At 72.3% G+C, this 12,677-nt stretch carries 12 protein-coding genes; 8 read left to right on the forward strand and 4 right to left on the reverse strand.

Features of this window, described 5'->3' with window-relative positions; genetic code table 11:
- Nucleotides 1–21 precede the first annotated feature (21 nt).
- Both ACIPAE_RS27765 and ACIPAE_RS27770 read left to right on the forward strand, forming a co-directional pair.
- On the forward strand, nt 22–1,764 hold the full coding sequence (locus tag ACIPAE_RS27765) for a pyruvate dehydrogenase (protein WP_402448720.1): 1,743 nt from the start codon (nt 22–24) through the stop codon (nt 1,762–1,764).
- Between the two features lie 121 nt (nt 1,765–1,885).
- On the forward strand, nt 1,886–2,476 hold the full coding sequence (locus ACIPAE_RS27770) for an ATP-binding protein (RefSeq protein WP_402448783.1): 591 nt from the start codon (nt 1,886–1,888) through the stop codon (nt 2,474–2,476).
- Between the two features lie 61 nt (nt 2,477–2,537).
- Here ACIPAE_RS27770 and ACIPAE_RS27775 read toward each other — a convergent pair whose 3' ends face one another.
- Both ACIPAE_RS27775 and ACIPAE_RS27780 read right to left on the reverse strand, forming a co-directional pair.
- The gene (locus ACIPAE_RS27775; protein WP_329363682.1) at nt 2,538–3,662 is read right to left on the reverse strand and encodes a DUF2637 domain-containing protein; all 1,125 of its coding nucleotides are present in this window, start codon (nt 3,660–3,662) and stop codon (nt 2,538–2,540) included.
- Between the two features lie 179 nt (nt 3,663–3,841).
- Complete coding sequence (locus ACIPAE_RS27780; RefSeq protein ID WP_402448722.1) at nt 3,842–4,663, reverse strand: (2Fe-2S)-binding protein; 822 nt, start codon at nt 4,661–4,663, stop codon at nt 3,842–3,844.
- 339 nt (nt 4,664–5,002) lie between these two features.
- Here ACIPAE_RS27780 and ACIPAE_RS27785 point away from each other — a divergent pair, with 339 nt between their 5' ends.
- A complete protein-coding gene (locus tag ACIPAE_RS27785) occupies nt 5,003–5,695 on the forward strand; it encodes a GntR family transcriptional regulator (RefSeq protein ID WP_402448723.1) in 693 nt (230 codons plus the stop codon).
- Between the two features lie 635 nt (nt 5,696–6,330).
- Nucleotides 6,331–8,172, forward strand: coding sequence for an asparagine synthase (glutamine-hydrolyzing) (gene asnB, locus ACIPAE_RS27790; protein WP_366412867.1), 1,842 nt, complete (start codon nt 6,331–6,333; stop codon nt 8,170–8,172).
- A 463-nt stretch (nt 8,173–8,635) separates the two neighbouring features.
- Here the strand turns inward: asnB and ACIPAE_RS27795 are convergent, their stop codons facing one another.
- On the reverse strand, nt 8,636–9,088 hold the full coding sequence (locus ACIPAE_RS27795) for a VOC family protein (protein WP_402448727.1): 453 nt from the start codon (nt 9,086–9,088) through the stop codon (nt 8,636–8,638).
- 21 nt (nt 9,089–9,109) lie between these two features.
- Between ACIPAE_RS27795 and ACIPAE_RS27800 the strand changes: the two genes are divergently transcribed.
- The 4 genes from ACIPAE_RS27800 to ACIPAE_RS27815 all read left to right on the forward strand — a co-directional run bounded on the left by ACIPAE_RS27800 (nt 9,110) and on the right by ACIPAE_RS27815 (nt 11,921).
- Nucleotides 9,110–9,712: a CGNR zinc finger domain-containing protein gene (locus ACIPAE_RS27800; RefSeq protein ID WP_402448729.1), complete on the forward strand. Its 603-nt coding sequence runs from the start codon at nt 9,110–9,112 to the stop codon at nt 9,710–9,712.
- A 4-nt stretch (nt 9,713–9,716) separates the two neighbouring features.
- Nucleotides 9,717–10,112 carry an SRPBCC domain-containing protein gene (locus tag ACIPAE_RS27805; RefSeq protein WP_329363670.1) on the forward strand — a complete coding sequence of 132 codons (396 nt, stop codon included), beginning with the start codon at nt 9,717–9,719 and terminating at the stop codon, nt 10,110–10,112.
- Between the two features lie 67 nt (nt 10,113–10,179).
- Nucleotides 10,180–10,821, forward strand: coding sequence for an RNA polymerase sigma factor (locus tag ACIPAE_RS27810; protein ID WP_366414377.1), 642 nt, complete (start codon nt 10,180–10,182; stop codon nt 10,819–10,821).
- Nucleotides 10,818–11,921 (forward strand): CU044_5270 family protein, encoded by a 1,104-nt coding sequence (locus ACIPAE_RS27815; RefSeq protein WP_329363667.1) that lies wholly within the window; start codon nt 10,818–10,820, stop codon nt 11,919–11,921. Before ACIPAE_RS27810 ends, ACIPAE_RS27815 begins: the two co-directional genes overlap by 4 nt.
- A 71-nt stretch (nt 11,922–11,992) precedes the next feature.
- Here the strand turns inward: ACIPAE_RS27815 and ACIPAE_RS27820 are convergent, their stop codons facing one another.
- Nucleotides 11,993–12,601 carry a TetR/AcrR family transcriptional regulator gene (locus tag ACIPAE_RS27820; RefSeq protein WP_402448734.1) on the reverse strand — a complete coding sequence of 203 codons (609 nt, stop codon included), beginning with the start codon at nt 12,599–12,601 and terminating at the stop codon, nt 11,993–11,995.
- Nucleotides 12,602–12,677: the final 76 nt, after the last annotated feature.

Consider the following 12,677-nt stretch of genomic DNA (forward strand, 5'->3'; position numbering starts at 1 on the left):
ATCCATGGGGAGATGGTCACCATGTCGAAGCAGACGGTGGCCGAGCAGTTCGTCGACGTCCTGGCGCGAGCGGGGGTGCGACGTCTTTACGGGGTGGTCGGCGACAGCCTCAACCCGGTGGTGGACGCGGTGCGCCGCAGCCGCGCCCTGGAATGGGTGCATGTGCGGCACGAGGAGACCGCGGCGTTCGCGGCCGGCGCCGAGGCCCAGCTCACCGGGCGGCTGGCCGCGTGCGCGGGCTCCTGCGGCCCGGGCAACCTGCACCTGATCAACGGGCTGTACGACGCGCACCGCTCGATGGCGCCGGTGCTGGCGCTCGCCTCGCACATCCCGAGCAGCGAGATCGGCACCACGTACTTCCAGGAGACCCATCCCGACCGGATCTTCCAGGAGTGCAGCCACTACAGCGAACTGGTCTCCAACGCCGCCCAGATGCCCCGGGTGTTGCAGACCGCGATCCAGCACGCGGTCGGCCAGGGCGGGGTGTCGGTGATCAGCCTGCCCGGCGACATCGCGGCCCAGCAGGCCCCGCAGCGCACCGAGGAGCACGCGCTGGTCACGCGGCGCCCCGCGATCCGCCCGGGCGACACCGAGATCGACGAACTGGCCCGGCTGGTGGACCGCGCCCAGCGGGTCACGCTCTTCTGCGGCAGCGGCACCGCGGGCGCCCACGACGAGGTGATGGACTTCGCGCGGAAGGTCAAGTCCCCGGTCGGGCACGCGCTGCGCGGCAAGGAGTGGATTCAGTACGACAACCCGTACGACGTCGGCATGAGCGGGCTGCTCGGCTACGGCGCGGCCTACGAGGCCATGCACGAGTGCGACCTGCTGATCCTGCTCGGCACGGACTTCCCGTACAACGCCTTCCTGCCGGACGACGTGACGATCGTGCAGGTCGACGTGCGTCCCGAACACCTGGGGCGGCGATCGAAGTTGGACCTCGCGGTGTGGGGGGACGCCGGTGAGACGCTGCGCTGCCTGACGCCGAAGGTGCGCGAGAAGAAGGACCGCGCCTTCCTGGACCGGATGCTGAAGAAGCACAGCGACGCGCTGGAGGGCGTCGTGAAGGCGTACACCCGCAAGGTGGACAAGCACGTGCCGATCCACCCGGAGTACGTCGCGTCGGTGCTGGACGAAGTGGCCGCCGACGACGCGGTGTTCACCGTCGACACCGGGATGTGCAACGTCTGGGCGGCGCGCTACCTGACGCCCAACGGCCGGCGGCGGGTGATCGGTTCGTTCTCGCACGGGTCGATGGCGAACGCGCTGCCGCAGGCGATCGGCGCGCAGTTCCTGGACCTGAAGCGGCAGGTCGTGTCGATGTCCGGCGACGGCGGCTTCAGCATGCTGATGGGCGACTTCCTCACCCTGGTGCAGTACGACCTGCCGGTGAAGGTGGTGCTGTTCAACAACTCCTCCCTCGGCATGGTGGAGTTGGAGATGATGGTGGAGGGGCTGCCGGCGTACGGCACCACCAACCACAACCCGGACTTCGCGGCCATCGCGCGGGCCTCCGGCGCCTACGGGGTGCGGGTCGAGAAGCCGAAGGACCTGCGCGGCGCGCTCAAGGACGCCTTCCGGCACAAGGGGCCCGCGCTGGTGGATGTGGTGACCGATCCGCACGCGCTGTCCATCCCGCCGAAGATCACCGGTGAGCAGATCGGTGGGTTTGCGCTGTCGATGGGCCGGACCGTGCTGGACGGCGGCGTCGGCAAGATGGTCCAGCTCGCCCGCTCCAACCTGCGCAACGTGCCTCGCCCGTAAGGGAGTTGATGAGTGCGGCAGCCAGGCCGGCGGTGCCTTTCGGTGATGTCGGAGGCGCCGGTCTGCCGTATCGCCGGGGACCTGTCAATCCATCGGATGAGTGGACGCATCCGTGCTGGGCATGCCTATCGGGAGGGGAACAAGGATCGGTTGGAACGGGGGAAGCAGGACGAATATCACGGGGTACCGGTTGCGGCGCGCGGTACGGCGGGCGGATCTGCCCGCCGTGGCCGAAACTCGCAGGGTCCTTCGGGACAACCTGCGGGAGTGGGGCGTGGCCGCACTGGTGGACACAACGGAACTACTGGCCACCGAACTTCTCACCAATGCACTCCAGCACACCTGCGGGGGCGCCGTGTTGACCGCGACGCTCTCACCGGAAGGGTTCCGGGCCGGGGAGCCGGGGCAGCGGCTGCGGATCGAGGTCCGCGACACCGTCGCCCGCCTGCCCCGCCCGCGTCCCCAGCGGTGGGAGCCCGATCCGGCCGGGGACTACGGCACTTCGGGCCGCGGCCTGCTGCTCGTCGACGCGCTCGCCGACGACTGGGGGGTGCGGCCGTGCGCGGCCGGCGGGAAGGAGGTCTGGTTCGAACTGAACGCGGAAGCGCTGAACACCGAAGCATTGAACGGGGAAGCACTGAACACCGAAGCGCTGAACTCCGAAGCGCTGAACGGGGAAGCACTGAACGCGCTGGACGCGGAAACGGCGTGACCCCGGGTGGACCTGTGTCCGCCCGGCAGCCACGCCGCCCGTGTACCGCTACTTCACTTGCTCAGCCGAACTGACGCTCCAGGTCCTGGAGTTTGCGCTCCAGGGAGTCCAGCCGGGGCAGCGTCAGCGTGTCGTCCTCGGCGATCAGGTCGATCGTCTTGGGGCCCGACGCTGACGCGGACGGCTCGGACTGCGAAGCGAACGGCTCCGACGCGGAGTTGGCGGCCGGTGCCTCCTCGCGTACCGGCTGGAGTGCCGGACGCGCCCGCACCGGCAGTTCACCGGAGGGCAGTTCGGCCGAAGGGGATATGGCAGGCTCCGAAGCGGTCTGGCCGTTGCCCGTCGCACTCGCGGCGGGCAGTTCGACCTGGCGACCGCCCCGGCCACCTCGCGGCCACGGCCGCCCCTGTCGGGTGATTGCCTTTATCTTCGCCCGCTCCATCCGGTCGTGGTCGCGGCGCCGCAACTCGTTCTGCTCGCGCTGCCGCTTGTCCTCGCGGACCTCCTCGACCGCCTCGTCCAGCGAGCGCACGCCCTCCAGCAGCATCAGCGACCAGGCGCCGTACGTCTCCCGCGGGGCGCGCAGCCACCGCACCATCCGGATCTGCGGCAACGGCCGCGGCACCAGGCCCTGTTCGCGCAGTGCCGCCCGGCGGGTCTGCTTCAGCGCGCGGTCGAAGAGCACCGCGGCCGACAGCGACATGCCGGCGAAGAACTGCGGCGCGCCCGCGTGATCCACCCCGCGCGGCGCGTGCACCCAGTTGAACCAGGCCGCGGCGCCGGCGAACATCCACACCAGCATGCGCGAGCCGAGGGCGGCGTCGCCGTGGCTGGCCTCGCGGACCGCCAGCACGGAGCAGAACATCGCCGCCCCGTCCAGGCCGAACGGCACCAGGTACTCCCAGCCGTTGTCCAGGCCGAGGTTCTCCCGCCCGAAGCCGACCAGGCCGTGGAACGACAGTGCGGCGGCCACGGCGGCACAGCAGAACAGCAGCACGTACGAGGCGCTGCCGTACACCGCTTCCTTGCGGCGGCGGCGTTCCTCGCTGCGCTCCCATGAATCGCCCTGGGTGGCGCTGTCACCGGACGTGCGGCGGTTGCGGAAGACGAAGACGCAAGCCGCGAGGACGACCAGGCCGATGACGGCCGAGATCATCCAGTCCAGCGATATGTCGGTGATTCTCATATGCGATTCCTCGTGTCGCTTCCGTCGCGCTCGGGCCGTGGGGACTGCTTACGACCGACATCATCGTGCAGAGCGCGGATGGGTGCAGACGTTACGGCACAAGAGCACGCGTATGGTTCCCGGGTGCTCGAACTCGCGTGCCAGAACGGCTTAGTTGAGCGAGATCGTAGCGTGGACGGTCAGGCCGCGGACGCACGGCGGTCGATCCGGGCCGGTGCGCGCAGCCGCGGACAGGTGGTGCAGGTGTCCGTGGGGCTGATGGTGTAGTAAAGGCAGCAGGTGAGCCGGGTGCGCGACGCCGCTGCGCACTGCGTCCCGGCTGACGGTCCGTCAATCCGCGTACCCGGACGGAACCCCGCGGAGCCCGGAAAAGGGTGGGTGCCGCCCGGCAGCAGCGCAGCCAGTTCGGCCACCGCGCGCTCCTCCTGGTCGAACAACCGGCCGACGTACCAGAGCCCTTCGGTGATCTCGTCGGTGACCATGCCCCACAGCGCGTGTCGGCCGCGTCGCAGCAGCGGGCCGAAGCCCGCGAGGACCGGCGCGACATGGTCGGCGATCGCCGCCCGCAGCTCGTCGCGCAGCGCGGCCGGGTGCGGCGCCGTCCGCGCGCCGGGCAGTGTCGCGGCCGGGTCGTCCGGCAGGCAGCTGAACGACCGGGTGCGCACCGTGACCCGGCCGGTGGCGGGGTGGAACGCCACGTCGCCGACCGGCAGCCGCGGCACCCTGCCGTGCAGGAACCACGGCACCGTGAACAGCAGGCACGCCGGCCACAGGTAACGGTGGAGCGCGAGGGTCGCCGCGACGTCCGGGCGCGGCGGGCGCTCGCGCTTCCGGGCCGACTCGGCCGTGGCGTTCGTCACGAACGCGTCCAGCGCGGCGCCGCCCGCGGCGAGCTCGCCCGCGCCGATCCAGCCCGCGCCGGAGGGCGGCGGGGCGGCGGTGATCCGCAGTTGCGGGAAGACCGCGGAGAGCCGGGCGTAGGAGGCGCTGGTCGCAGGCATGGTAAGGCTTACCTTAGCGGCCTGGGTGACGGATTGCGCCAGCGGCCGTACGCCGGACGGGTGAGTGTGCCGGAGCGCGGTACGGGAGCGGGCGGCGCCGCGGGTGGCGGTCGCGCGCCGGCCGCCCGGGCGTGGCGTGCGGGGCGTGGCGTATGGCGTGCGGGGTGTGGGGCCTCGGGGTCGACGAGGCGCCGTGCGGCGGGTGGACGGGCGGCCCGGGGGATCAGGGGGATCGGGGGACTGGCGGGCCGGATGGTCGTACGGTCCGATGATCGGACGTAAGGTCGGACGGATTTCCTGGACAGATTCCCGGACGGCGGTGGAGAGGGGCGGGACCCGGTGGAGCGAGCCGCGCCCATAGTGCCGCCCGCGCGGGTGCCCGAGCGGCTGTCCGTACGCGACCAGGTGCTCGACGCGCTGCGCGCCGCGATCGTCTCCGGGCGGCTCGCACCCGGCTCCGTGCACTCCGCTCCCGAGCTGGCCGAGCGGTACCGCGTCTCCGCGACCCCGGTCCGCGAGGCGATGCAGCTGCTCGCCCGCGAAGGCGCCGTCGAGGTGCTGCCCAACCGCGGCTTCCGCGTCGCCGAGCACACCGCGCGCGACCTCGCCGAGCTGGCGGAGGTGCGGGCGCTGCTCGAAGGCCCCGTGGTGCTCGGGCTCACCCGCACGGTGCCGGTCGCCCGCTGGGAGCGGTTGCGGCCGCTCGCGGACGAGGCGGTCGTGCTGGCGGTCCGCGGCGACCTCGGGGGGTACGCCGAGGCCGACCGCGCGTTCCACCGGGCCGTGTTGCAGCTGTCCGGCAACCTGCACCTGGTCGCTGTCGCGGACGAGGTGCACCGGCGTACGCAGTGGCCCGCGGCCTTGCCGCAGCGGAAGGGGGGTGGCGTGCGGGATCGGGATCGGCTGGTCGCCGACGCCACGGAGCACTGCGTGCTGCTCGATGCGGTCGCCTCCGGCGAGGAGGGCGCCGTGGCGGATGCGGTGCGGCGGCACTTCGGTGGGGGTGTGGTGGGGGAGGGCGTTCACGGCTGAGGGTGCGGTGGGGGAGGGCGTTCACGGCTGAGGGTGCGGCCGGCCGTGGCCCCGGGGTGTCGCCGCGGGAGTGGGTCCGGCGGGCCCGGTGCGCCACCGATGTGGCTGGTCGCGCGGTTCCTCCCCCTGGCTTCGCCGGGAAGTGCCCCCAGCGCCCCTTGGCGGTCGCCCTCTTCCGCGACGGCGTCCCCGTCGCTGTTGACGGGTGGGCCTCCTCCGTCACGGCACCCGGGGTGGGGGAACCGGCCATTGTGGCTGAAGGGGTTGGGGAGGTATTCGGCCGTTCGGCGGGGCCGGGGGGAGGCCGTGCGGCGGGGGCGCGTACACCCGTTGGCGGGGCGGCGGGTGTATACGAACTGGTTCGCGGAACTGCTTCCTCCACTTTTTCGGCCCGCTTACCCCAACGCCTCGCAAAGTCGTACCCAGACCCTTGACGGAGGGTCATCAGTGCGCACGCGGCGGGGCATTTATGCAGGCCACTCATATGATGACCGAAAGTTGCTTACTACATACACCGGTCTTCCGGCTGCCGTTGACGGGCGGACCGCGGCGGATCGACCATCCGTTTAGGTGCTCAATACACATGATTCGTGTTGCGGACACGTTGCGTGTGACCGAGTGGACGGAGAAGTCGCATGTGCGGAATCACCGGATGGATCTCCTACCAGCGCGACCTGGCCGCGCAGCGGCCGATGGTCGACGCGATGACCGAGACGATGTCCTGCCGGGGGCCCGACGACCGGGGCACGTGGATCAGCGGACCGGCCGCGCTCGGCCACCGCCGGCTCGCCATCATCGACCTGCCCGGCGGCCGCCAGCCGATGAGCGTCGACGCGCCCGGCGGCACGGTCGCCATGGTCTACTCCGGCGAGGCCTACAACTTCACCGAGCTGCGCGTCGAACTGGCCGGCCGCGGCCACCGGTTCAGCACCGACTCGGACACCGAGGTGGTGCTGCACGGCTACCTGGAGTGGGGCGCGGCGGTCGCCGAGCGGCTCAACGGGATGTACGCCTTCGCGATCTGGGACGACCGCGAGAAGAAGCTCGTGATGATCCGGGACCGGATGGGCATCAAGCCCTTCTACTACTACCCGACCGCCGACGGCGTGCTGTTCGGCTCCGAGCCCAAGGCGATCCTGGCCAACCCGCTCGCCGAGCGGACGGTGACCCTCGACGGCCTGCGCGAACTGCTCGTGATGGTCAAGACCCCGGGGCACGGGTTCTGGGACGGCATGCGCGAGGTGGAGCCCGGCACCGTGGTGACCGTGGACAGCAACGGCATCCGCACCCACACGTACTGGTCGCTGGAGACCCGGCCGCACACCGACGACAAGCAGGCGACGATCGGGCACGTGCGCACCCTGCTCGACGACATCGTGCGCCGGCAGCTCGTCGCCGACGTCCCGCGCTGCACGCTGCTCTCCGGCGGCCTGGACTCCTCCGCGATGACCGCGCTGGCCGCGCAGCAGCTCGGCCGGACCGGCGAGACCGTACGGAGCTTCGCGGTCGACTTCGTCGGCCAGACCGAGAACTTCGTCGCCGACGAGCTGCGCGGCACCCCCGACACCCCCTTCGTGCACGACGTGGCCCGCACCTCGGGCACCGAGCACCAGGACATCGTCCTGGACTCCGACCAGCTCGCCGACCCCGCCGTACGCTCCAAGGTGATCGCGGCCAGGGACCTTCCCGCGGGCTTCGGCGACATGGACGCGTCGCTCTACCTGCTCTTCAAGGCGATCCGCGCGCACTCGACGGTGGCGCTGTCGGGGGAGTCCGCCGACGAGGTCTTCGGCGGCTACCTCCAGTTCTTCGATCCCGAGGCCCGCAAGGGCAAGACCTTCCCCTGGCTGTCGAGCTTCGCCAAGCACTTCGGGGACGAGGGGAGCATCCTCACCGAGGAGTTCAGCCACGGCCTGGACCTGGACGGCTACGTGCGCGACTCCTACGCCACGGCCTCCGCCGAGGTCCAACGGCTCGCGGGCGAGAGCGACCTGGAGTTCCGGATGCGGACCATCTCGTATCTGCACCTGACCCGGTTCGTGCGCGTGCTGCTCGACCGCAAGGACCGCGCCAGCATGGCGGTCGGCCTGGAGGTGCGGGTGCCGTTCTGCGACCACCGCCTGGTGGAGTACGTCTACAACGCGCCCTGGGCGCTGAAGTCCTTCGACGGCCGCGAGAAGAGCCTGCTGCGCGAGGCGACCGCCGACGTGCTGCCGCAGTCCGTCTACGACCGGGTCAAGAGCCCCTACCCCTCCACCCAGGACCCGGCCTACGCCGTCGCCCTCCAGAAGAACGTCAAGGAAGTCCTCGCCCAGCCCGCCCACCCGGTGTTCGACCTCGTCAGCCGCAGCGCGCTGGAGCGGTTGGTGCGCATCGACACCCCGCAGATCATGCAGGCGTCGCGCCGCGGCCTTGAGCGCACCCTCGACCTCGCACTGTGGATCGACATGTACCGCCCGACCCTGAAACTGTCCTGACCCGAAAGCGTTGTCGCCCCGCCGCGGACCGCTCCCGGCGGGGCGCCGCCGTGCGCGGGAGCGGTGCGTACGCCTGACCGTGCTCACGGTTTTATGCAACATCGGCCGGGTTCGCGCCCCGGCTGATCATCGGTGACGGGCTGCGCGGCGACCCGGACGGGGGCCGGCACGACCGGCTGATCGCCACGTGCGCGGTCCGGTACATCCCGCTGCCCTGGCTGCACCAGGTGCGGCCAGGGGGAAAGATCCTGGTCACGCTCTCCGGGTGGAGCTACGCCAACGCCCTTGCGCTGCTGGACGTGACCGGTCCCGGGGAGGCCACGGGCCGGTTCCTCCCCGGTCGCACCAGCTTCATGATCGCCCGGCCGCACGACCGTCCGCCCCGTCCGGCGCTGGCCCTGCTGCCCGGGGCCGAGCGGCCGAGTCGGATCGCGCTGGGCGGGCGTCCCGCTCGCGGTGGGGGTCACGCCGCGCAGAACTCGTTGCCCTCCGGGTCCCGCATGACCCACCAGTGGCCGGCGGGTCCCCGGTCGACCTCGTGGACGCGGGTCGCTCCCAGCGTTTCCAGCCGGGCCACCAGCTCGGTCAGGCCGCCGGGTCCGCCGTGCACGTCGAGGTGAAGGCGGTTCTTGCCCGACTTGGGCTCGGGTACGTCCTGGAAGAGCACCCGCCGGCCCCGGCCGACGCCGCTGGTCTGGTCGAACGGGTCGTCGGGGTGGCGGATCGCGGCATGGCCGCGGAAGTTCCTGCGGCCGCGGTGCTCGGTGACCGCGTCCTCGCCGATGTGGCCGGCGGCCAGCAGTTGCGTGATGAGGGCGCTGGGGTCCTCCACCTCGTACTCCAGGGCGGCGGCCCAGAAGTCCGCGAGGGCGGCCGCGTTCGCGCTGTCGATGACCAACTTCCAGTGCAGTGCCATGTAACCATTTATATTGGTTACATGGAATCCTCGGCAACCAAGGGGCTGACACTGCGCTCCCACACAGGTGTCGCCTACCGGTTCGACCCCGGCGCGCTGTGCCTGGAGCTGCTGACCACCGGCGGCCCGGGCCCCTACCGCCGCTACGAGGTGCTGCGCGAACCCGCCGACCTGGCCGCCTGGGCCGAGCGCTCACGGCTGACCCCGACCCCCGTGCTGGAGATCTCCGCGGCGGAGGTGGCCGGCGTACGGGAACTGCGCGACGCGCTGTTCCGTGCGGTCCTCGCCCACCTGGAGGGGGAGCTCCTCCCGCCCGGCGACCTCGCGGTCATCAACGCCGCCGCGGCCCTTCCGCCCCTGGCGCCCGCCATCACCCCGGCCGGCGCGCAGTGTTGGGCCGGAAACCCGGGCGGCACCCACCTCGCGGCCACCGTCGCCAGGGACGCGGTGGCGCTGCTGACCGGGCCCTTCGCCGACCGCATACGCACCTGCGCCGCCGAGGACTGCCATCTCGTCTACGTCGACACCTCCCGCCCGGGCCGCCGCCGCTGGTGCTCGATGGAGCACTGCGGCAACCGCCACAAGGTCAGGGCGCTGCGCCTGCGCCACTCCGAGGAAGGATGACCCCGTGCCCACAGGACTCACCAAGGACGCCGGCTGGCAGATCGGCGTGTCCCGCACGCTGCCCCACCCCCCGTCCGTCGTCTGGGACTTCGTCAGCGGCGCCGAAGGGCTCGCCCTCTGGCTCGGGCCCGGCGCGGCCCTCACCCCGGAGCGCGGCGCCGCCTACCGGACGGCGGCCGGCGTCACGGGCGAGGTGCGCGGCTACCGTCCGCTGGACCGCATCCGCGTCACCCACGGCACCACCACCGTCCAGGTCGCCCTCCGCCCCACCGCCGACGGGGACCGGACGGCGCTGCGCTTCCACCAGGAGCACCTGGCGAGCGCCGAGGAGCGCGAACGGCGGCGCGCGCACTGGAACCGCGTCATGGACGAGGTCGCCGCCGCCCTCGACCGGCGCTGACCGCGGGGTGGTGGGGGAGTGGCGCAGGTCACGGGAACGGCTTGCGGTCCGCGGAGAGGTAACGGGTGTGAGGGACACCGAAGATGAGGACGGCCTGCGCCGCCGGGTGCGGGCGGGGGAGCGCGACGCGTTCGCCGAGTTGTACGAGCGGTACGCGCGGACGGTCTACAACCACGCGCTGCGGCTGACCGGGGACTGGGCGGCGGCCGAGGAGGTCATGTCGGAGACGTTCCTGGCGGCCTGGCGGGTCCGGCAGCGGGTGGAGCCGGACGGCGGGTCGCTGCGGCCGTGGCTGCTGGGCATCGCGACGCACAAGGCGCACAACGCCAACCGCGGCAGGGGCCGCCGGCTGGCCTTCCTGGCCCGGCAGCCGGAGCCGCGGGCGGTCGCGGACTTCGCGCAGGAGACCGTGGGCCGCCTCGACGACGCCCGCCGGCTCGCCGCGGTGCACGCCGCGCTCGGCAGGCTGCGCAGGCACGAGCGCGAGGTGCTGGTGCTGTGCGTCTGGGAGGGCTTGGACTACGGCCAGGCCGCCGAGGCGCTGGGCGTCAAGGTCGGCACCGTGCGCTCGCGGCTGTCGCGCGCCCGGGCCCGGCTCGGCCGGCTGAGCGAGGAGGAGGCCGCGCGGACGGAACCGCGCCGCGGCCGCGGAGAGGGAACAGGCAGGGCCGTGTTCGCGGCCCTGCCCGTACGGGAGGAGACCCGATGAGCGACACCCCGTCCCGCCCCGGAACCGAGCGTTCCAGCGGCGATCGGACCGACGCCACCGAGTTGGCGCGGCTGCTGCCGCCGCCGGCGCGATGGGACCTCCCGCGCGAGCGCCACCTGCACCACAAGGAACTCCTGATGCAGCAGATCGACCACGACCTCGACCGTGCCCGCACGACCGAGGCCGCACCGGCCCCGCGCCGTACGCGCCGGCCGCGCCCCGCCGTACTTGCCTCGCTGACCGCCCTCGCCGTGGCCGGCGCGCTCACCGCCGGCCTGGCGACGCGCGGCGGCGGCCACGGGACCGCGGTCGCCCCGCGCGCCGGGGCACCCGCCGCCCAGCAGGCGTCCACCCTGCTCGACCGGATCTCCGACGTCGCCCTCGCCGGAGACGCGACCCCGGTCCGGGACGACCAGTTCGTGTACGTGAAGAGCATGACCGAGGGCGCGGACGAGACGAGCGGCACGGCGGTGCCCGGCGCGCTGCACACCAGGGAGATCTGGTCCTCGCAGGCGCGGGGACCGGTCAAGCGGATGGGCCTGGTCCGCGAGGAGGGCGAGACCTTTCCGATCAACGCGTCGCTCGGCGACACCGACGGAACGCCGCCCGGCTTCTCCCGCTCGACGTATCGCTGGCTCGCCTCGCTGCCCACCGACCCGAAAGCCCTGGTGGCGTACCTGTACGCCCACACGCCCGGGAATGCGGGGCAGGAGCAGGACCAGGCGGTGTTCGCAACGATCGGCGGGCTCATCGACGAGAGCGTGATGCCGCCGCGGACCGCCGCGGCCCTCTACAAGGCAGCGGCACTCATCCCCGGCGTCGTCACGGACCCGGGCGCGACGGACGCCACCGGCCGGCACGGCGTCGGCGTCCGCCGCGACGACACCCGCTACGGCCAGCGCACGGAGTGGGTGTTCGACGCGAACGACCTGTCCTACCTGGGCTCGCGCACCTATCTGCTCAAGGACACCGGGGAGGGCCGCAAGGGCACGATGCTCTCCGCCGACGCCGTGCTGGAGCGGGCGGTGGTGGACAAGGAGGGCGAGCAGCCCACGGCCGCGCAGGTCCGCCGGCCGCGGCCGGCCACGGCTCAGGGCTGACGCCGCCGGGGCGCCGGGTGGGGCCGGGCGAACGCCCCGCCCGGCGCTCCGGGCCGCCTGGCGGCGCTCGGCTACGGCAGGGAGGCGGCGACCGCCGCGCGGATCGGCGCGAGGTCCACGTCCGTGCCGATCGCGGCCTCGTCCGGAGCCCTGTCGCAGGACGGCTCGACGCCGAACAGGGCGCGGGTGAAGGCCGGGTAGACGGTACGGCCGAGCAGGTCGCGGGTGATCGCGGCGCCGGCCTCGGGCGTCAACCCCCGCCGCTCGGTGAGGTAGGCGGCCAGGCGCTCGTGGGCGGTGGCGAAGATCGCGTCGTAGTACCGGGCGGACGCCTCGGGGAGCCGGCCGGCCTCGGAGATGCCCAGCCGGCAGGTGCGCACCGTGGGCGTCCACACCAGCATCTGGAGGAAGCGGCCGCAGAACAGGACGACCGCCTCGGTGGTGTCGTCGCTGTAGTCGGCGGGCGTCCTGAGCTTGCCGAGGTACAGCTCGCGCACCAGGTCGACGACGGCGAGGAAGAGGTTGTCCTTGCTCTCGAAGTGCGCGTACAGGCTTCGCTTCGAGGTCTGGGCGCGGGCGGCCACGACGTCCATGGACGCGCGCTCGAAGCCCATCTCCAGGAAGACGTCCTTCGCCGTCCACAGGATGTGCTTCCGCAGTTCGTCACCGCGCTTCGCCATGCGGCGTCCTCTCTTGGTGCTGTTCCGGCCGCGAAGTAAACGGTACGGTAGAGTTTACTTCGCTCCTCGTTCTCCG

This window comes from Streptomyces sp. NPDC087270 (assembly GCF_044744625.1).
Lineage (GTDB): Bacteria > Actinomycetota > Actinomycetes > Streptomycetales > Streptomycetaceae > Actinacidiphila.